The sequence below is a fragment of the Pseudomonas sp. SCT genome, assembly GCF_003864275.1.
In the GTDB taxonomy this organism is placed as follows: domain Bacteria; phylum Pseudomonadota; class Gammaproteobacteria; order Pseudomonadales; family Pseudomonadaceae; genus Stutzerimonas; species Stutzerimonas stutzeri_AE.
Map to the genome: position 1 here is coordinate 265,894 of NZ_BDJA01000003.1, position 20,818 is coordinate 286,711.

13 protein-coding genes are annotated in these 20,818 nt (G+C 64.3%); 8 read left to right on the forward strand and 5 right to left on the reverse strand.

The genetic code is table 11. The features are described from left to right. Nucleotides 1-29: 29 nt before the first annotated feature. Nucleotides 30-2,513 carry a TonB-dependent receptor gene (locus BHD08_RS09780; protein WP_125021890.1) on the reverse strand — a complete coding sequence of 828 codons (2,484 nt, stop codon included), beginning with the start codon at nt 2,511-2,513 and terminating at the stop codon, nt 30-32. 1,180 nt (nt 2,514-3,693) lie between these two features. On the opposite strand from BHD08_RS09780, the gene BHD08_RS09785 reads away from it, so the two are divergent. The 5 genes from BHD08_RS09785 to BHD08_RS09805 all read left to right on the forward strand — a co-directional run bounded on the left by BHD08_RS09785 (nt 3,694) and on the right by BHD08_RS09805 (nt 9,845). Then, nucleotides 3,694-4,608 carry a GGDEF domain-containing protein gene (locus tag BHD08_RS09785; RefSeq protein ID WP_125021892.1) on the forward strand — a complete coding sequence of 305 codons (915 nt, stop codon included), beginning with the start codon at nt 3,694-3,696 and terminating at the stop codon, nt 4,606-4,608. A 7-nt stretch (nt 4,609-4,615) separates the two neighbouring features. Then, the gene (locus BHD08_RS09790) at nt 4,616-5,653 is read left to right on the forward strand and encodes an AraC family transcriptional regulator (RefSeq protein WP_125021894.1); all 1,038 of its coding nucleotides are present in this window, start codon (nt 4,616-4,618) and stop codon (nt 5,651-5,653) included. A gap of 45 nt (nt 5,654-5,698) precedes the next feature. Continuing rightward, nucleotides 5,699-6,586, forward strand: a complete 888-nt coding sequence (locus BHD08_RS09795) for a LysR family transcriptional regulator (RefSeq protein WP_125021896.1) — start codon at nt 5,699-5,701, stop codon at nt 6,584-6,586. Nucleotides 6,587-6,693: 107 nt separating this feature from the next. Then, nucleotides 6,694-7,500: a formate dehydrogenase accessory sulfurtransferase FdhD gene (fdhD, locus tag BHD08_RS09800; RefSeq protein ID WP_125021898.1), complete on the forward strand. Its 807-nt coding sequence runs from the start codon at nt 6,694-6,696 to the stop codon at nt 7,498-7,500. Further along, nucleotides 7,497-9,845, forward strand: a complete 2,349-nt coding sequence (locus BHD08_RS09805) for an FdhF/YdeP family oxidoreductase (protein WP_125021900.1) — start codon at nt 7,497-7,499, stop codon at nt 9,843-9,845. Before fdhD ends, BHD08_RS09805 begins: the two co-directional genes overlap by 4 nt. Before the next feature lie 3 nt (nt 9,846-9,848). Here the strand turns inward: BHD08_RS09805 and BHD08_RS09810 are convergent, their stop codons facing one another. The 4 genes from BHD08_RS09810 to BHD08_RS09825 all read right to left on the reverse strand — a co-directional run bounded on the left by BHD08_RS09810 (nt 9,849) and on the right by BHD08_RS09825 (nt 14,964). Then, entirely contained in the window at nt 9,849-10,238 is a 390-nt protein-coding gene (locus BHD08_RS09810) for a GFA family protein (protein ID WP_125021902.1), read from the reverse strand. A gap of 119 nt (nt 10,239-10,357) precedes the next feature. Then, nucleotides 10,358-11,062 carry a TrkA family potassium uptake protein gene (locus BHD08_RS09815; protein ID WP_015277208.1) on the reverse strand — a complete coding sequence of 235 codons (705 nt, stop codon included), beginning with the start codon at nt 11,060-11,062 and terminating at the stop codon, nt 10,358-10,360. Further along, the gene (locus BHD08_RS09820) at nt 11,052-12,380 is read right to left on the reverse strand and encodes a TrkH family potassium uptake protein (protein WP_125021904.1); all 1,329 of its coding nucleotides are present in this window, start codon (nt 12,378-12,380) and stop codon (nt 11,052-11,054) included. The genes BHD08_RS09815 and BHD08_RS09820 overlap by 11 nt, the downstream gene beginning before the upstream one ends. 118 nt (nt 12,381-12,498) lie before the next feature. After that, nucleotides 12,499-14,964, reverse strand: coding sequence for a PAS domain-containing protein (locus BHD08_RS09825; protein WP_125022239.1), 2,466 nt, complete (start codon nt 14,962-14,964; stop codon nt 12,499-12,501). Between the two features lie 520 nt (nt 14,965-15,484). On the opposite strand from BHD08_RS09825, the gene BHD08_RS09830 reads away from it, so the two are divergent. The 3 genes from BHD08_RS09830 to BHD08_RS09840 all read left to right on the forward strand — a co-directional run bounded on the left by BHD08_RS09830 (nt 15,485) and on the right by BHD08_RS09840 (nt 20,772). Beyond that, nucleotides 15,485-16,159, forward strand: coding sequence for a TIGR04211 family SH3 domain-containing protein (locus BHD08_RS09830; protein ID WP_125021906.1), 675 nt, complete (start codon nt 15,485-15,487; stop codon nt 16,157-16,159). A gap of 213 nt (nt 16,160-16,372) precedes the next feature. Continuing rightward, complete coding sequence (locus tag BHD08_RS09835; protein WP_256678646.1) at nt 16,373-19,492, forward strand: transglycosylase domain-containing protein; 3,120 nt, start codon at nt 16,373-16,375, stop codon at nt 19,490-19,492. 182 nt (nt 19,493-19,674) lie between these two features. Beyond that, nucleotides 19,675-20,772, forward strand: coding sequence for an endonuclease/exonuclease/phosphatase family protein (locus BHD08_RS09840; RefSeq protein ID WP_125021908.1), 1,098 nt, complete (start codon nt 19,675-19,677; stop codon nt 20,770-20,772). The last annotated feature ends 46 nt before the right edge of the window (nt 20,773-20,818 follow it).

Consider the following 20,818-nt stretch of genomic DNA (forward strand, 5'->3'; position numbering starts at 1 on the left):
GGAACGGCGGGCACCGGAGCGGCAAGGGGTCAGAAGTGGGTCAGGGTCAGGCCGAGCTTGTAGGTCGGGCCGTACTCTTCGTACTGGGCGTTGTAGGAGCGGTGTCCGGCGTAGACGTAGTAGGACTCGTCCGTCAGGTTCAGCGCCTCGACGGTCAGCTGCAGGCTCGGCGTAATGAAGTAGCCGGCCTTGAAGTCGACGAACAGCTGGTCATCGACGTACAGGTCGTGGGCCTTGTCGTCGATACCGGCCACCTCGTACAGGTAGTCGGACTTGTAGTTGGCGGCCAGGCGCAGGTTGAGCCGGTCGTTTTCCCAGCCGACCATCAGGTTGCCGACCGTATCGGAATGGTTCGGCAGGTCGATGCTGCGGCGCATGCCCTGCCCCTCGATGTCCGCGTCGGACTTGCTGAAGGTGGCATTGGCGCCCAGCAACAAACCGTTCCACGGCGCCGGCAGCCAGTCGAGCTTCTGCGAGTAGGCCAGCTCCAGGCCGTAGAGCTTTGCGCTGCTGCCGTTCTGGAAGCTGAGCGCTTCGTCGAACGCCGCCCACTGGCCGGTGCCGGCCAGGTCGGTGTTGTAGATGAAGTTGTCGATGTCCTTGTAGAACAGGTAGGCGGACACCACGCCGGCGCGGCCCATGTAGTGTTCGATGCCGAGGTCGTAGTTGACCGACTCCAGCGGCTTGAGATCGGGGTTGCCGAACTCGGCGTCGTCGCCATCGATGACGAAACCGGGTGCCAGCTGGCCGAAGGTCGGGCGTACCACGCTGTTGGTCCAGGCGGCGCGGATCAGCGTGTCGTCGGTCAGCTGGTAACGTACGTGCAGGCCGGGCAGCCAGTGGTGGTAGTGGTTGCTGCTGGAAATCGACTCGAACTGGTCGTCGCGCATGCCGGTGCCCTTGGCGCGAAAGCGCGTGCCCTCGTAGCGCAGGCCGGCGATGACGCGCCAACGGTCAATGTCCACGGTGTTCATCAGGTAGGCCGCGTTGATGTCCTCGTGCATGTCGAAGTCATTGATGCGCGACTCTTCCTCGTCGTAGAACTGGCTCGCATCCAGGCCGGCAATTGCGCCCTTGATTGCCGAGGCGCTGATGCCCGGGCCGAAGCGGCCAAGCGCGTAGTCGACGTTGCCCCCCTGGAAATCGGCCAGGGTCAGATCATCGAAATCGTCGTAGACCCAGACCTCGCTGTCGTTGTCCTTGTGCCGGCGGCTGAGCTTGCCGCCGAACTTGGCCTGCGCCGCGTAGCCCTGGATGTCGTAGTCGCGCGCCAGATCCAGGCGAATGTTCTTCTCGCGGTCGCGGGTGTCGCTCTTCTCCCACTCCACTTCGTCCAGCTCGAAGGAAGCCGGATCGTAGAAGGCCGAATCAACCGTCAGGCGCGGCTTGCGGCTGCTGGAGAAACCGGCATCGGCGAAGTCGCCTTCGAAGGTCGCACCGGAGATGCCACCCGGATTGCGCTCGCGGGACTGGCTGTAGCCAACCTGGCCGCTCAGCGTCCAGAGACCCATCATGCGCTCGCCACCAAACACATAGGACTGGACGGTCTGGGTTTCCTCGCGGGACTTCAGCTCGCGCCAGCCTTCGGCATCGCCAGTCTCGCCGGGCAGCTGCGCGTCTTCGAACTCCACGCCGGCAGCGTTGCGCGTTTCGGTGTCCTTGAAGCGGCTGTACAGCGTGCGCAGGTAATAGCTGCTGACATCGTCCGGCTTGTAGTCGAAGTTCAAGCCGAAACCGGTGCGCTCGCGGGTGATCTCGTAGTCGCGCTGCTCGAACTCCTCCAGTCGCGCGCCGTCGTCGGCGAAATCCCACTTGCCGCCGGTTTCGACGTTGTCCGAACCGAACTTGCGCTCCTGCCAGCTGATGGCCGCAGCCACCCCGAAGTTGTCGACGCCATCGCCGAGGCCGAAGCGGTTGCTGATCGCACCGGAGAATTTCGGGCTGGTTTTCTCGACGTTCTCGTCGTAGCTGCCTTCTCCGCTGATGCTGTAGAACAGGCCGTCGTGGTCGAAGGCAGACAGGCTCTCCACCTCGATGGTGCCGCCGAGGGAGTTGGCGTCCATGTCCGGGGTGAGGGTCTTCACTACCGACAACGACTGCACCAGCTCCGAGGGCAGTACGTCGAGGGCCACCGCACGGCGCTTGCTTTCCGGTGAGGGCACCAGGGTGCCGTTGATGGTGACGCTGTTCAGGTCCGGCGCGATGCCGCGCACGCTGACGAAGCGCCCTTCACCCTGGTCGCGCTCAACCGAGATGCCCGGAATGCGCTGCAGCGCTTCGGCGGCGTTGTCGTCCGGCAACTGGCCGATGCCGTCGGCGTGAACCACGCTCTTGACGCTGTCGGAACTGCGCTGGTCCTTCAGTGCTTCGTCGATGCTGACGGCCTGGCCGATGACTTCGACGTGCTCCATGACCAGCGGCTCCTCGGCCCAGGCCGAACCGGCGCTGACAGCCAGGGCCAGCAGGCTGATGCGGAATCCTGCATGGCGGATGCCGCTGCGGTATGTGCTCATGAACAATCCCCCGAACGGTGTTTACCGGGTCCATCCCGGAACTGCTGCGGACGGTAGGCGGGGGATATGGCGGTTCTGTGACAGGAGGTTCGGCGAGGGCTTGGAACAGGAGGTTTTCGGGGATTTTGCGAGCGGGATTGAGCTGATATGACCTGTTTTCAGGGCGGACTGCGCGCCAGAGCCGTTTTTCGAAGAGGTCGAAAGCTTCTGTTTCGCCCTGCTGGGCGAGTCACTTTTTCCAGACGCGCCTGCCCGGCCGGGAAAAAAGTAACCAAAAATGCTTCGCCCCTGCATCCGGGTCTCGCTGCGCTCGACTTTTCTCACTCCATCGCCGCTCCGGGAGCCGGCGTACAAGGGCCATCCATGGCCCTTTACAGAGGGGACGCCTAGTTCTCTGGCGGCATCCATGCCGCTCGCTCTCCTACGCAACGATTCCATTCGGCCTCCTGAAAGGGGCATTCGGTATTACCTGGTGATCTGTGCAAGTACATGCAGAGCTACTCCCCTTTTATGTGGACAGGTCGTAGAAATGCTTCGCGTACGTAATGCAGAGCGCCAAAGCACGGCTCCTATGCTGAAACGTAGAAACCTTGAGTGATCCTCTAACCCGCGGAAGCCTAAGGCTGCTTATCGTTCTGCTTGCACTGCCTCCCAGGCGACTCCCAATCGCCCCTTCAGGAGGGTGAACGGAGCCGTCGTGTAGAGGGGCGAGCGGCATGGATGCCGCGAGAGCCGTAAAGGGCCATGGATGGCCCTTGTACGGCGACCCTCGGAACGGCGGCGTAGAGAACGAACCCCGGCGCAGCCGGGGCCGGATGCAGGGGCAAGCGTTTTTGCCTACTTTTTCCGCGACTGGAAAAAGTAGGTCGCCCAGCAGGGCGAAACCAAAGCTTCAGACACGCCTGAACCGGCTCTGGCAAGGAGGTTGGCTTCTAATCCGCCATTCAGCAGATTGCCCTCGCCTGCCTAACTTTATTCAGTCTGCCTAGCGCGTCGAGGAGGACTCAATCGCCACATCAGGGCGAAACCCAACCCTCAAGCAATTCCATAATTCGTCCGACGCCCCAAAAGACCAAAAAAACCCTGAGCCAATTCAACCCCCGCCCCATTCATCCAACCGTCACATCCATCTGTTTCCGTGCCCTCACGCATTGGCGCGAACCCTCGCCACGGAGACCCGATGAAATCCCTCCTCAAACTCCACACCCTCACCCTCCTCGGCCTCGCCCTGGCCGCCAACGTCGGCCTGCAGCTGCTCCTCGCCGTCGGCCAGATCAAATCCTGGGGCGAGATCGACTGGATGGACGTGGTCGGTGAAGGCGGTTGTGCCGCCCTCGCCCTCGCCTGGCTGATCATGCTGCTGCACAGCCGTCCGGCCGGCCGGGTGACGCGGTTGCTGGCGCTGGGGCTGGCCTGCATCTGCTTTTCCTGGTGGATGGACCTGCTCGACGAGTTCATCCAGATCCCCGCCAACATCGCCTGGGACAACTGGCTGGAAACCGCGCCCATGCCGGTCGGCTTGATCCTGCTGACATTCGGCATCTACCACCTGAATCAGGAACAGCGCGCCATCAACGCGCAGATGCACAAGCGCGAGCGGCTGTTTCGCGAGCATCGCCTGTTCGACAACCTCACCCCGCTTGGCACTGCCGAGTACCTGCGGCGGCAATTGGACTCGGCCCTGCGCCAGGCCTCCGACGAACAAAGGCCGCTATCGCTGCTGGCGGTGGACCTCGACGAGTTCAGCCGGGTCAACCAGCGCTACGGTCAGGCCGAGGGCGACCTGGTGTTGCAGGCCGTGGCGCAGTTGCTGGTGCTCAACCTGCGCCATCAGGACCTGCTTTGCCGCCTGGCCGGCGATCGCTTCGTCGTGCTGTTGCCCGATACCGCCGAACAACAGGCGCGGCAGCTCGCCGAGGAGTTGCAGACCGCCGTCGCCAGCCTCGCGCACAAGACCCGCCAGCACGGCGAGCGCCTGCATCTGCGCGCCAGCACCGCGGTGGTGATGGCCTTCGACGACGATGCCGAGCAGTTGCTCAAACGCCTCAACCTCGGCTTGGCCAAGGCCAAGCAGTCCCTGCCACGCTGCGCCTGAGGCGACCATGGAAAGCCCGTTACGCTGGTACGACTGGGACACCCGCTTCATCGCCGCACACCACCAGCCAGCGGTGTTGCTGGACCTGGCACTGTCACGTGGCATCGACAGCCATGCACTGCTGCGCGGCAGTGGGCTGTTCTACGAGGACGTCGCCAGTGGCCGCGCCCGCGTCAGCCCGGAGCAGCTGCTGACGCTCATCGGCAATACCGAGCGTCTGCTGGGTGCTGCGGACAGCAGCTTTCTGTTCGGCCAACGTCTGCTGCCCGGGCACTACGGCGATGTCAGCCTGGCGCTGGCAAATGCCTGCAACCTCGAGCAGGCGTTGGAGCGTCTTTGCCAGTTCCGCGCCCTGCTCTGCCCGCTGCTGGCGCCAAGGCTGCTGTTGGACGAGCAGCAGCTGCACATCTATTGGCTGGACAATGGCAGCGCCGGCCGCCACCAACGGTTTCTCATCGAAGCGCATCTGACCGCCATCGTCGCCCTGTGCAAACGCGGCTCCGGCCGGCGGTTGCCCTGGCGCTTCCAGTTCGCCTACTCGCAACCGCGCCATGTCGAGCAGTACTGGGTGCACCTGGGTGACGCGCTGCAGTTCGAACGCCACCTGACCCTGCTCAGCCTGCCCCGCGAATATCTGCATCAGCCTTGGCCGGATGCCTCGGCGACCGTAGGCCAGGTCGCGCAGCAGGCCAGCCAGCAGCAAGTCGATGCGCTGGAAGGTCCCTGCGCCTTTCTCGATGCGTTCTACCAACACCTGCATGACAACATCCGCGAGCCGCTGAACCTGGAGCGCGTCGCGTTGGCGTTCGCCATGAGCCCGGCGACGCTCAAGCGCAAGCTGGCCAAGCACGGCACGCATTTTCAGGAGCAACTCGATCTGGTGCGCACGCACGTTGCGCTCTACCTCTATCAAAGCCAGGGCCTGGGTAACGAGGCCGTGGCCAGGCACCTCGGCTTCAACGACACCACCAACTTCCGTCGCGCCTTCAAACGCTGGACCGGCGTGGTGCCCAGCGGCCTGCAACCGCTGTTCGACGGTCCCTGACGGCGTGCTAAGGTGCCGCCCGCACTACCTTCGAGGCGAGCGGGCATGGATATCAAACAGCTGAAGTTTCTCGTGGCGCTGGATGAAACGCGTCATTTCGGCCAGGCCGCGGCACGCTGCCATGTCACCCAGCCGACCCTGTCTATGCGCCTGCGCAGCCTGGAAGACGAGCTCGGGCTGCAGCTGGTGATCCGCGGCCAGCGCTTCGAAGGCTTCACCGCCGAAGGCGAACGCATCCTGGCGTGGGCGCGTAGCCTGCTGGCGGCGCAGGACGGTCTGCTGGCCGAGGCAGCGTCCTGTCGCGGCCAGCTGGTCGGCACGCTGCGTCTGGGCGTGGTACCCCTGGCTGGCTTCGACCCGATGCAATTGGTGCAGGCCTTCGGCGAACGTCACCCCAGCCTGCGCTTCGAGCTGTTCGCACTCAGCAGCGAGCAGATTCTCGAGCGACTCAGCCGTAATCTGCTGGATCTCGGCCTGTCGTATCTGGAGCGCCTCGACGAGGCGCATTTCACCAGCCTGCCCCTGGGCGAAACGCGCATGGGCCTGCTGCATGACGAGCGCCATTTCCGCTTCGATGCGTCTTCGCTGAGCTGGGAGGCCCTGGCCGGCCTGCCCCTCGGCCTGCTGACCGGCGGCATGCACTTTCGCCAGTCCATCGACCACGCGCTGCGCAGCCGTGGCCTGAACCTTGCGCCCCGCCTGCAGACCGATGCCGTACATCACCTGCTGCAGGCGGTAGGCGCCGGACTGTGTTGCGCAATCATGCCGCTGGATAGCGGACTCGAGGCGCTGGACAGCGGACTGACGCTGACGCCCATCGACAACGCCAGCACCCTCGCGCCACTGGGGCTGATCCTGCGGCGCGACTCTCCACGCTCCGCACTGGGTGAGGCCTGTTTCAACGAGGCCCGCGAGCTGTTGCAACGGCGATGAAAGGTGCTCGTGATCGACGCCATCGATCACGCCATCAGACATAGCGATTGGACGGCCGCCGCCGGCGCTCCTAGGCTGCCTGCGTCGACCTGTCGCAGGCAGCCGCCATGCTCTACGCCACTCTGAAATCCACTGATCTCGCTGAACCGCACGATGCGCGCGCTGCGCTGCTGGCCGAGGAATGCGCGCTGGCCATCAGCTACAACGGTCTGAACCACGCCGTGATGATGGTCACCCCGCAGGATCTGGAAGAGTTCGTTGTCGGCTTCAGCCTCGCTGGCGGACTGATCGAGCGAATCGATGACCTGCGTGACCTGCGCCTGCTCGGCGACGGCAGCGCCCGCCGCGCGGACGTGCAGGTCAGCCCGCGGGCGTTCTGGTCACTCAAGCAGAAGCGTCGCCAGCTCGCCGGCACCAGCGGCTGCGGACTCTGCGGGGTGGATGCGCTGGATCAGGCACTGCCGCTGCTGGTGCCGCTGCAGCCGGCAGCACTGCCGCCCGAAGGGCATTTCCATGAACTGCGCCAGCGCATCGCCAACGCCCAGCTGCTGGCGCGCGACAGCGGTGCGCTGCACGCGGCGCTGTATGTCGACGGCAATGGAGAAATCGCCCTCTGCCGTGAGGACATCGGCCGGCACAACGCGCTGGACAAGCTGATCGGCGCGCTGACGCTGCAACGCCGCACACCGGGCGAAGGCTTCGTCGTGGTCACCAGCCGTTGCAGCCTGGAACTGATCCACAAGGCCGTGCGCGCCGGCATCGGCACATTGGTCAGTCTGTCCGCGCCGACCCACCTGACCGTCGAGTGGGCGCGTCGGCACCACCTCAACCTCATTCACCTGCCCCACCACAGCGCGCCTCGGGTCTACAGCCCGGCGCCTGCGACGCACGAACAGAACGGATGCCACCCATGAGTCGCACGTCCCGCTTCCATCCCGCCACCCGCTTCCAACCCTACGCCGGGCCAGCTGGCGGCTGGGGCGCCCTGCGCAGCGTCGCCAGCGCCTGGCTCGGCAGTGGCAACGCGCTGAAGAACATCCGCGCCATGCTGCGTACCAACCAGAATGGCGGCTTCGACTGTCCCGGCTGCGCCTGGGGTGATTCGCCCGAGCCCGGCGCGGTGAAGTTCTGCGAGAACGGCGCCAAGGCAGTGAACTGGGAAGCGACTCGGCGTCGCGTGGACGCCGCGTTCTTCGCCCGCCACAGCGTCAGCCAGTTACGTGAGCAGAGCGATTACTGGCTCGAATACCAGGGCCGACTGACCGAACCGGTCCGTTACGATACCGCCAGCGACCGCTACCTGCCGATAAGCTGGGACGACACCTTTGCGCTGATAGCCCGACACCTGAACGGCCTGGACAGTCCGCACCAGGCGGCCTTCTACACGTCCGGTCGGGCCAGCAACGAGGCCGCTTATCTCTACCAGCTGTTCGGTCGCAGCTTCGGCACCAACAATTTTCCCGACTGCTCGAACATGTGCCACGAGGCCAGCGGCGTCGCCCTGACCGAATCCATCGGCGTCGGCAAGGGCACGGTGACGCTGGAGGATTTCGATCACGCCGATGTGATCTTCGTTCTCGGCCAGAACCCCGGCACCAACCATCCGCGCATGCTCGAACCATTGCGTCAGGCGGTGGAACGCGGCGCTCAGGTGGTCTGCTTCAATCCATTGCGCGAGCGCGGGCTGGAGCGCTTCCAGCACCCGCAGAAGCCCATCGAGATGCTCGCCAATCAGGACGCGCCGACTCACAGTGCCTACCTGCGACCCAATCTCGGGGGCGATCTCGCGGTGCTGCGTGGCATCGCCAAGTACCTGCTGCAGTGGGAGCAGGAAGCCCAGGCCAGCGGCGCGCCGGCAGTGTTCGATCACGCGTTTCTGGCTGAGCACAGCCACGGGCTGGACGCCTATCTCGCACAGGTCGAGACCACTCCCTGGCCGCTGATCGAACAACAATCGGGGCTTGATCGCGAAACCATTCGCCACGCCGCCGCAATCTACCGCAACGCCGAAAGGGCCATCGTCTGCTGGGCGATGGGCATCACCCAGCACCGTCACTCGGTGGCGACGATTCAGGAAATCGCCAACCTGCTGCTGTTGCGCGGCAACCTCGGCAAGCCCGGCGCTGGTGCCTGTCCAGTGCGCGGCCACAGCAACGTGCAGGGCGACCGCACCATGGGCATCAACGAACGGCCACCCGCCGCGCTACTGGATGCGCTGCAGCATCATTTCGACCTGCCGATGCCGCGCCAGCCCGGCTACAACACCGTGGAATGCATCCAGGCCATGCTCGCCGGGCAGGTCAAGGTGTTCATCGGTCTGGGCGGTAACTTCGCCCAGGCCACGCCGGACACCCCGCGCACCCAGCAGGCGTTGCGCAACTGCGCGCTGACCGTGCAGATCAGCACCAAGCTCAACCGCAGCCACCTGACCATGGGCCGCGACGCGCTGATCCTGCCCTGCCTCGGCCGCACCGACATCGACCGCCAGGCCTGCGGCCCGCAGGCGGTCACCGTGGAAGACTCGTTCAGCATGATCCACGCCTCCCGGGGCCAGCTGGAGCCGCTGTCGGCGCAGATGCGTTCGGAGCCGGCCATCGTCGCCGGCATCGCCGCCGCCACACTGGGCAATCGCCCGGTGGACTGGCTCTGGCTGGTGGAAGACTACGCCCATATCCGCGAGCTGATCGCGGCGACCATCCCGGGTTTCGCCGGCTTCGACCACCGCCTGCACCGTCCTGGTGGCTTCTACCTCGGCAACACCGCTGCCCGGCGCGAATGGAACACGGCCAGCGGCCGAGCCGAGTTCAAGGCGCACCCGCTGCCGGCCGATCTGCTGCCTGAGCAGGCCCGCCACGGCGGCGTGGAGGCCGACCTGATCCTGCAGACGCTGCGCTCCCACGATCAGTACAACACCACACTCTATGGCCTGGATGATCGCTATCGCGGGGTGAAAGGCATGCGCGAGGTGGTGTTCGTCAATCCCGCCGACATCCAGCGGCTGGGCCTGGAAGCCGGTCAGCAAGTCGATCTGATTTCGCTGTGGGACGACGGTATCGAGCGCCGCGTGCGCGGTTTCACCCTGCTCGCCTACGACACCCCACTCGGCCAGGCCGCCGCCTATTACCCGGAAACCAACCCGCTGGTGCCGCTGGAGAGCTTCGGCGAGCGCAGCCACACGCCGACTTCGAAATTCATCGCGATTCGCGTGCTGCCAAATACCCAGAAAACAGAGCAGCCGCTGATCGCCAGCGGCCAATGACGCTCACTCGAAGCGGCTGGAGTCGTCGCGATCGTGCGGGTAGCGGCGGCTGAGGGGAAACGGCGGCAGCCAGCCTTCGCGGCGCACGGTCCAGCATTCGTAGGTAGGCGTCAGCTGGTCAGGTGCATCCAGTGCGCCGAGATGCACCTCGATTTCATCAGCGAGGCGGGAAAAAATCGACGAGCCACAGTGCGGGCAAAAATACCGCCCGGCATATTCGGCCGTCTCGCCTTCGACGGTTACCGCGTCCTGTGGGAACACCGCAGCCGCATAGAACAGCGCGCCATGATGTTTGCGACAGTCCAGGCAGTGACAGACTCCGACCCGATAGGGCTCCCCCGCCGTCACGATCCGCACGCTGCCGCACAGGCAGCCACCGGCTAATGAATTCACCTTGCGTCTCCTCCGTCAGTGCTGAAAACGCCGCGGCCAAGCCACCGACTTCAGGGCCGTGGCTCGACCGCCCGTGAAGCGTAGTCGCCTCTCGGCTGCCGCACTAACGGAGACAAGCTTCAGCTTCCCTTGCGCCCCTGCCCGGCGAAGCGCTGGATATCGTGCGTCGGCCCCGAAACGATCAACAGATCGCCTGGCAGCACCTGGGTACTGGGCGTCGCATGCTGAAAGTCCTGGTTGGCGCGCTTGAGTCCGACGACAGTCACGCCGAACGTCTCGCGGACCCCAGCAGCGGCGAGCGTGCTGTTGTGAATCCGCTCAGGGGCATGGATCTTGGCGATCGCGAAGCCGTCGTCGAACTCGATGAAGTCCATCATCCGTCCGGAGATCAGATGGGCAACCCGCTCGCCCATGTCCGCCTCGGGATAGACCACATGATGCGCCCCGATGCGCAGCGCTATCTGCCCGTGCTCTGCAGTCAGGGCCTTTACCCAGATGTCTTTGATGCCCAGTTCGGTCAGCGCCATGATCGTCATCAGGCTCGCTGCCATGTCGGAGCCAATGCCGACGATGGCGTGGGGAAAATCGGCGACGCCGAGCTGGCGCAGCGCCATGACATTGGTGGAATCGGCCTGTACCGCGTGGGTCAGCAGATCGGCCCAGGTATGCACAGGCTCGGCGGCCTGATCGATGCCCATCACGTCATGGCCCAGACGCGTCAGTGAGCGCGCCACCGAACTGCCGAACCGTCCCAGCCCGATGACCACCACGCTGTCGCCTTTAGAGAACGAAAATTGCTCTGAAAACAACAATTTAGCCAACAATTGGGTGTTCCTCCGGATAGCGGTAAGGCATGCGGTGCTCGCCCAGTGCGAGGGATGCGGCCAAGGTGATGGTGCCGACCCGGCCGACGTACATCAGCAGAGTGAGCATCAGCTGGCTGGTCTCCGGTAGATCGGCGGTGATACCGGTGGACAGACCGACGGTGCCGAATGCGGAAATGACTTCGAAAATCACCTGATCGGTAGGGATGTCGGTGTCGCGCAGGATGACCAGTGTGCCCAACACAACCATGGCGCTCCCGAGCACCAGCACGGTGATCGCCTGGCGCTGGGCCGAACTGCCGACCCGGCGGCCAAACGCCTCGCTGTCGGCCCTGCCGCGGATCTCGGCGATCACTAGCAGCGCCAGGATGGCGACGGTTCCGACCTTCACCCCACCGGCAGTACCGGCGCTGCCGCCGCCGATGAACATCAGAAAATAGTGCAACGCCCAGCTCTCATGGGTCAGCGCGCCGATATCGATCGCATTGAAACCGGCCGTACGCGCCGAAACCGAAACGAAGGCTGCCGAAAGAAGCTTGTCGACCCAGGCCATGGGACCGAGCGTGCCCGGATTGGACCACTCGAACAGCAGCACCGTCATGAAGCCACCCAGCAGCAGCACTGCCGTCCCCGACAGCGTCAGTTTGGTGTGCAGCGACCAGTGACGCGGGTCCGACCACCGCCGGCGCAGATCGTTGAGAACGGGAAAGCCGATGCCGCCGATGATGATGGCGCTCATGACGGGCAGCAGGATGAAGCCATCGGTGGCGTAGCGCACCAGGCCGTCGCCGTGGATGGAGAAACCGGCGTTGTTGAACGCCGATACGGCATGGAACAGGCCGCTCCAGGCGGCCTCGCCCCAGCCAAGGCCATACGACAGATGCAGGCGCAGGGTCAGCAACAGCATGACCACCAGCTCCATCACCAGCGTAACGACCAGCACCAGTTTCGCCACGCTGCTGATATCACCCAGCCCCAGTACATGGGACTCGGCTTGCGCGACCAGCTTGGTACGCAAGCGGAACGATCGGTTGACCAGCAAGCCCAGCAGAGTTGCCAGGGTCATCATGCCGAAGCCACCAAGCTGGAACAGCGCCATGATCACGACCTGGCCGAAGGTCGACCAATACGTGCCCGTGTCGACCACCACCAGACCGGTAACGCAGACCGCCGAGACGGCGGTGAAGAAGGCCGCGAGCAACGGGCCGGTCTCGCCGCTGGCATGGGCAATGGGTAATGAGAGCAGCGCTGTGCCGCAGAGGATGGCGAACAGGAAAACGAGAGCAACGGCCCTGCCTGGATGCAGCAATGATTTCATTCGACCCGCGCCAACAGATCCGAAAAATGGCAGCGAACCGGCCGGCGGTCCGCGAACAGGAGCGGGAGGCTATGCCTATTCATTCGTTTGTTCAACTGGCAAGCCCTGCTTCACAGGCCTAGCCTCGCAGCAGCTCAAGCACCCGAGCAGCAAGCGCGTCGATCGAGAACGGCTTGGTCAACACCTGCATCCCGACTCCCAGCGAGCTGTTACCCAGCGCCGCGCTTTCCGCGTAACCGGTGATGAACAGCGTCTTCAGCTCTGCGCGGACCTCCCGTCCCGCGTCGGCCATCTGCCTTCCGTTCATTCCACCGGGCAGACCGACATCGGTGATCAACAGGTCGATGCTCACATCCGACTGCAGCAGTTTCAGCCCGGCAACGCTGTCGGAAGCCTCGATCAGCGTATAGCCCAGGTCCCCGAGTACATCCATCAGCAGCATACGCACCGTGGGCTCGTCATCGACGATCAGGATCGTCCCGCAGGAGCCCGTCAGTGCCGCCGCTGTCTGCGCCGGAACCACAGCGCCGATCCCCGTCTCACCCAGATGGCGCGGCAGATAGATGCACATCGATGTGCCTCTGCCGACCTCCGAGCCGATTCGCACCTGGCCGCCGGACTGCTTGGCAAAGCCGTAGATCATCGACAGGCCGAGGCCGGTACCTTCACCGATCGGCTTGGTGGTGAAGAACGGATCGAACGCCTTGGCGATAACACCGGGCGTCATCCCTGTGCCAGTGTCGGTCACGGTCAACGACAGATATTCGCCAGCCGGCAGATCGTTGGCCTGCGCCGCATCGGAGTCCAGCCACTGATTGGCCGTCTCGATGGTGATGCGCCCACCGTCCGGCATCGCATCGCGGGAATTGATGCAGAGATTGAGAATGGCATTTTCCAGCTGGCTGGTATCCACCGATGCAGGCCACAGATCCGGCGCACTGATGGTTTCCAGCCGAATGCTGGGCCCGACCGTACGTTGAATCAGCTCGGTCATGCCTTCCACCAGCAGGTTAACGTCGACCGGCCGCGGGTCGAGCGTCTGGCGACGAGAGAACGCCAGCAGTCGGTGGGTCAGCGCGGCAGCCCGTTTTGCCGCGCTCTGAGCCGACAGCATGTACTTGTCGATGTCGTTGAGCCGGCCCTGGGCAATCCGCATGCTCATCAGTTCAAGCGCGCCGCTGATGCCGGCCAGCAGGTTGTTGAAGTCGTGCGCCAGGCCGCCCGTCAGCTGGCCGACCGCTTCCATTTTCTGTGACTGGCGCAGCTTCTCCTCGGCCTGGATCAGCTCTGCGGTGCGCTCGGCGACACGTTGCTCCAGCGTCTCATTGAGCGCACGCAATGCCGCAGTCGCGCGGTCTCGCTCGGCCTCGATGGAGCGACGGTCCTCCACGTCGATCAAGACGCCGGGAAAGCTCAGCGCAGTGCCGGCCGGCGCGTGATCAACGCGACCGTTCGCCTCGATCCAGTAATACCGGCCATCGGCGCGGCGAACCCTGTATTGATGGGCGTAGGCACCGCCCCGAGCGATGACGTCGTCGATGGCCGCGATCAGACCTTCCCTGTCCTCAGGGTGCACCGTTGCGATGATCTGCTCGAGCTTCAGCCCCTCACGCCCAAGCGCCGGATCGAGGCCAAAGGCGCGAGCGAAGCCGTCATCCACGGTGAACTGGTTGGACGGCAGGTCCCAGTTCCAGGTGCCGATGATCGCGCCAGCCGCCAGCGCCAGCTGAACGCGCTGGATGTTTTCGCGCGCCAGCGCTTCGCTGATGCGCAGGCGATTTTCCGCGTCGCGGCGCTGGGTGACGTCGTTGAACAGAATGGCGATTCTTCGGTCGGCAGGGTCTCCGACACGCACTGCCCGCACATCGAACCAGCGCTCGAAGGCCAGCGCGAAACTCTCGAAATTCGCCGGCTCGCCGGTCTTGGCAACGTGGCCGTAAGTGTCGAACCAGAACTGTTCCAGCTCCGGCGCGTACTCGGTTACCCACTTGCCCCGCAGGTCCACGCCGGCCTGCCGCTCGAACGCAGGATTGACCTCGACGAACTGATAATCGACGGGACGATCATCGGCATCGAACTTGACCTGCACGATCGCGAAGGCTGCTTCGATGGTTTCCAGAATGGCGCTGAAGCGCTCCTCGCTCTGACGCAGCGCAGCCTCGGCGGCCCGCACGCGCGTCAGATCGAGCATCGCGCCGATCATCCGCACCGCCCGTCCCTGCACGGTGCGGATCACATGCCCGCGATCGAGGATGTCCGCGTAGGAGCCATCCACGCGCTGAAAACGGTACTCGTCGGTCCAGGTCGTACCGCCGCTGTCGATGACGGCATGAATTGACTGGTGGATACGCTCGCGATCTGCCGGGTGAATATGGTCCAGCCACCACTGCCCCGAGCTGTCGACATTTGCCAGCGAATGGCCGTAGGCCAGTTCCAGCGCATCGTTCCATAGCACCTGATCGGCATCGAGATCCCAATCCCAGACCGCATCGCTGGTAACGTTGGAGGCCAGTCGATAACGGACCTGGGTGTCCTCCGTGGAGCGGTCGACCAACGCGGCACGCAGGCGCACCACCTCCGCCATCAGCTCCTCTCGAGTAAGATTTTCCAGGGCCGCTTCCTCTTCCAACGTTTCGATCAGGGGTGGACCAATCCCCTTGACGTAAGGTGCCGGTAATCAGAGCAGAATTGTCGGGATTTTGCACTCGCGCCAGCCGCGCAAAGCCGAGGAACGGCGGTTTGCTTCGGCCTTGCAACCCGCACACCGGACCCTACCGCATGCGGCCCCGCCCTCGGGACGACGACTGGCACGCCCCAGCTTTTGCCGCGCCACGATCGGCGGCACGAGCCAGCAATGATCACCTGACGTCCCGTGCAACCCGCCCTGAACTTTCCCCCGACAGGACTGTCAGTCAGCTGATGCCCGCCATGGAGCGCCATGCTTTTCGTGCCGTTTGCACGCTGGGCCCATAGTGGCGGCTAGCGGGTTCGCCCGTTGCATTCCCGTACCCGCCGTCGGGTATCCGCCAAATCATCTAGCGGATACGGCCGACCCACCGCCCTCACCCATGGGCTTATCGTTCTTCCAATAACGCGAACTTTTCATGTCCATATCTCTTCATCTTTCTGCCTTGCTCTCCCGTCTCGCTCGTTTCAGGTCGCGCCAACTCATCGGCGCCGGCGTGTTTGGCGCCTTGCTCATGGCGGGCCCGGTAAATGCTCAGGAACCCTCCAGCAACACCCGCTGGGTCAGCGACAGCCTGAATACCTTCGTGCGCAGCGGTCCTACCGATGGCTACCGCATCGTCGGCACCTTGACCTCGGGACAGAAGGTCGAGTTGATCAGCACCCAGGGCGATTACAGCCAGGTACGCTCGGAATCCGGCAGCAACGTCTGGATTCCCAGCAAGGAACTGCAGGAAGTACCCGGCCAGGCCGAACGCCTGCCGCAGCTCGAACAGCAGGTCGCCGAACTGAGTGAAGAACTCAAGACTATCGACGACAGCTGGAAGGTACGCGTGCAAGGGATGCAGGAAACCCTGGATTCGCGCAAAGCCCTGATCGACGAACTGGACGCCCGCCGCGTCGCCCTCGAAACCGAACTGACCGAAACCCGCTCGGAGCTGCGCTCCACCCAGGCGCGCCTGGGCGACGAGAACAAACAGGTGCTGATGCAGTACATGGTCTACGGCGGCAGCATCGCCGGCGCCGGGCTGCTGGTCGGCCTGATCCTGCCGACGCTGACCCGCGGCCGCAAACGTAACGATCGCTGGTTCTGACACGACCAATCAGGTAAGCGATGAACAGGTACGCAGCCAATTGCTGCCAGACGGTTAGTACGGCTAGCTAATGGCAATGACTTGTCTTGCCGGTCGTACTCCTGGCTTCGCTGCGCGGCATTCTTGAGCCGCTCCGTTCGTCAAACGGGCATCGCTTAAGCCCTGTGCGCCGACTATGCTTGTCGCAGAGAACTGCTAGGAAGCCAGGCACACATGGGCGCAGTATGGCGGTCCGACAAGAAATCCCAGGATGGGCGTAACAAGCGCGCCCCCACCCCTAAACCATCCCGTAAAACTGCTAAAGGTCGCCGCAAGGTGGCGCGCCGGTTGGCGTTGCTCGTCGGCATTTCACTGCTGGCTGGTGGCGGTTACCTTGGCTGGCAGGAGCTGGAAAGCTCGCGGTGGCAGGCCCATTGGTTAAGCCGCTATGCGGCTGACCTGGATTACACCGTCATGCCGGGGCCGAGCCCGCGCATCCAGTTTCCCGAAGATGGCCCGTTCGATCGCCGGCTGGGTTATGTGGACCTGCCGCGCTTCATCGAGCAGCTGTCGCAGCGCAACTTCCGGGTCGAGGAACAGGCGCGCTTTTCGCGAGCCTTGCTGGATTACACCAGCCGTGGATTTTTCCCGCCTTACCCGGAAGAGTCCAAGGCCGGGCTGACGATCAATGATTGCCGCGGCGCACCGCTGTACACCAACAGCTACCCGCGGCAGTACTACGAGCGCTTCGAGGACATTCCGCCGCTGGTGGTGATGAGTCTGTTGTTCATCGAGGACCGCGGGCTGCTGGATACCAACCGCCCCAACGCCAACCCGGCGGTGGACTGGCCGCGTTTTACCAAGGCGGCGATCAGCCAGCTGGAAAAGCGTCTCGGCCTGGGCGGCCAGGCGGCGGGCGGCAGCACCCTGGCGACGCAGGTGGAAAAATACCGGCACTCCCCGGAAGGTCGCACCGGCGACCCGCAGGAGAAGATCCGGCAGATGGTTTCCGCCAGTGTGCGTACCTACCGTGAGGGCCCGCAGACGCTTGCCGCGCGCCAGCGCATCGTGCGCGACTATCTCAACAGCGTGCCGCTCTCGGCCGCGCCGGGGCATGGCGAAGTGCATGGCATTGCCGACGGCCTGCGACTCTGGTTCGGTGCCGATTTCCGCGAATTCAATCGCCTGCTCGATCCGCGCAGCGGCGACGCTGTCGACCCGCTGGCCCGCGGGCTGGCGCTGCGTCAGGTGCTGTCGCTGCTGATCGCCCAACGGCGACCGTCCTACTACCTGGGTGCCGGCCGCGAGGAAATGGCAGCGCTGACCGATAGCCACATCCGCCTTTTGGCCAACGGCGGCATCATCGATGCGAACCTGCGCGACGCAGCTCTGAATCAACGTATCGTCGCGCGTAGTCCGAGCCGTGACTCGGCGATTCAGACCGTGGACGCCACCAAAGGCATCACTGTGGCGCGAATGCGCCTTGCCGGCCTGCTCGGCTTGCCGCTCTACGACCTGGACCGGCTGGACCTGACCGCCAGCACCCCATTGCAGGGCGATCTGCAGGCGCAGGTCAGCGAGTATCTGGTGCGTCTGGCCGATCCGGCATTTGCCGAAACGGTTGGGCTGTTCGGCGACCGCATGCTGTCGCCGGAGAAAACCGCCGATGTGCGCTACAGCTTCACCCTGTTCGAGCGTGGCGAGGAAGGCTTCCGCGTACGGGTGCAGACCGACAACACCAACCAGCCATTCGACATCAACGAAGGCAGCAAGCTGGAGCTGGGCTCGACCGCCAAACTGCGCGTGCTGACGACCTATCTCGAAGTCATCGCCGAGCTGCATCAGCGTTACTCGGACCTCACCCCGGCCGAGCTGCGCAAGATCGGCGCCAAGGCCAATCTCAGCCGCTGGGCCATCGATTACCTGGCCACGCACAGCGACCGCAGCCTCGATCGCATGCTCGACGCAGCGCTGGAGCGGCGCTATTCGGCCAGCCCTGCCGAACGCTTCTTCACCGGCGCCGGCATGCACCGTTTCGGCAACTTCCGCCGCGAGGACGATGGGCGCATTCCCACGGTGCGCGAATCCCTGCGCGAATCGATCAACCTGCCGTTCGTGCGTCTGATGCGTGACTTGGTCAGCTACAGCACCCACGAAACCATCAACAGCGCCGAGTTGCTGAACGACGACAAGGACCCGCGTCGCCAGGAGTACCTGACCCGCTTCGCCGATCGTGAGGGCTCGGTATTTCTGCAGCGTTTCTGGAAAAAGTACCGCAACAAGACGGCCGAGCAGCGCATCGAAACCTTCCTGCAGGGCATGCGGCCGACGCCGGTACGCCTGGCCGCGGTGCATCGTTATCTGATGCCCGATGCCGAGCGGCCGGTCTTCGATCGCTTTCTCAAGCAGCATCTGCCAGACGCCGACCTCAACGACAAGCAGCTGGATGCGCTTTACACGCGCTACGGCCCTGGCGCCTACAGCCTGCCTGATCAGGCCTACATCGCCCGCACGCACCCGCTCGACCTGTGGCTGCTGGGCTACCTGATCGCCAACCCGCAGGCGACGCTTTCCGAAGTGGTTGCCGATAGCCGCGCCGAACGCCAGGAGGTCTATGGCTGGCTGTTCCGCAGTCGGCACAAGAGCGCACGCGACAGCCGGATTCGCATCATGCTGGAGGTCGAGGCCTTTACCGACATCCATCGACGCTGGCAGCGGCTGGGCTATCCGTTCGACAACCTGGTGCCTTCGCTGGCTACCGCGCTGGGCAGCTCAGGTGACCGACCGGCCGCGCTGGCCGAGCTGATGGGCATCATCCTCAACGACGGCATCCGCCTGCCCAGCGTACGCATCGATAACCTGCAGTTCGCCGAAGGCACTCCCTACGAGACGCGTATGGGCTTCGTCGCCGGCGATGGCAAGCGGGTGATGCCGGTTGAGGTCGCCCGCGCGTTGCAGGATGCGTTGGCCAATGTGGTCGAAGGCGGCACGGCGCGGCGCCTGCAGGGCAGCTTCGTGCAGGAGGACGGCAGCGCGTTGCGCGTGGGTGGCAAGACCGGCACCGGCGACAACCGTATCCAGAGCGTTGGCGCAGGCGGGCGGTTAATCAGCTCGCTGGCGCTGAACCGCACGGCCACGTTCGTCTTCTATCTCGGACCCCGTCACTTCGGCACGCTGACGGCCTATGTTCCGGGGCGCGGCGCGGAGAACTTCCGCTTCACCTCGGCGTTGCCGGTACAGACGCTCAAGGGCATGGCGCCGATCCTGCTGCCCTATCTGCAGGGCCAGAGCACGCTCTGTCAGCCGGAGCACCTGCCGGCACTGACCAGCGGCATGCTGTCGGCCGACAAGTGATGCCGCAGCGGCGATGCGGCTGGCTACATGGCCAGTCGCTCACCGCGCCCCGCCTGATCTGAACGTGATCATCCGCTTTCCTTTGAGCTGCTTTGCCTGTTTGCCTGTCGAATGCCTCGGTCCTTGCACCATCCGCAGCGCAAGGGCATCTGCCGAATCGATCGGCCGCTATGGGAAACGTCATGCTCGAAGGGATATTGCTGGTCACCACAGGATTCTTTGTGCTCGTCACGCTCCTGCCGCTGTGGCGGCATCGCGCCTGGTGGGTGCGCGTATGGGAGTTTCCACGCCTGCAGCTCGGCGCGCTGCTGGCCGCCCTGCTCGTCGCTCAGGGCATGCTGCTGGACTACAGCCAGCCCTGGCATTACCTGATCTCCGCCCTGGCCGGCGCGTGTCTGGTCTATCAGCTCGCGTGGGTCGTGCCCTACACCCGCCCCTGGAGCAACGAGGTGCGCCGGGCGGAGCCAGATGCCACAGGGCCGCGCATCCGAGTGATGTCATCCAATGTGCTGGGCCCGAATCGGCAGTCCGACCGGCTGCTGGCGCTGGTCCGCGAGTATCGCCCCGACGTTCTGGTGACCCTCGAATCAGACCAGTGGTGGGAAGCGCAGCTCGAGCAACTCGCCGAGGAGTACCCGCATAGCATCCGCTGCCCGCTGGACAACCTTTACGGCATGCATGTCTTTTCACGTCTGCCGCTGGAAGAGCCGGAGCTGTGCTTTCTGGTGGAAGACGACGTGCCATCCATGCATGCTCGAGTGCGCGTCAGCGACGAACTCGCGGTGCGCATGCACTTTCTGCACCCTGCACCACCCAGCCCGACGGAGAACGAAGAATCCACCGAGCGCGACGCGGAGCTACTGGTGGTCGCCAAGAGCATCCAACGCAGCGATGACCCGATCATCGTCAGTGGTGATCTCAACGATGTCGCCTGGTCGCCCACGACGCGCCTGTTCCGCAAGATCAGCGGGCTGCTCGACCCGCGCGTTGGCCGTGGTATGTACAACACCTTCCACGCCCATCACTGGTTCCTGCGTTGGCCGCTGGACCACTTCTTCCACAGCGCGCATTTCCGCTTCATCCGCCTGCTCCGCCTGCCGGATATTGGCTCCGACCACTTCCCGGTATTCATCGAACTGCAGTACGACCCCAAGCACACTGAGCAGCAACATGGCCTCGAAGCCGATCGCGAGGACGAACAGCAGGCCGAGCAAACCATCGACGAGGAACCCGTCACCCCGAGCGATGTACCGCAACCGGATGCCAAGCCGCAACGCTGAGCGCAGCCCGGCTAGCCGCAACAGGGAAAGCTATGCTGGACGGCAT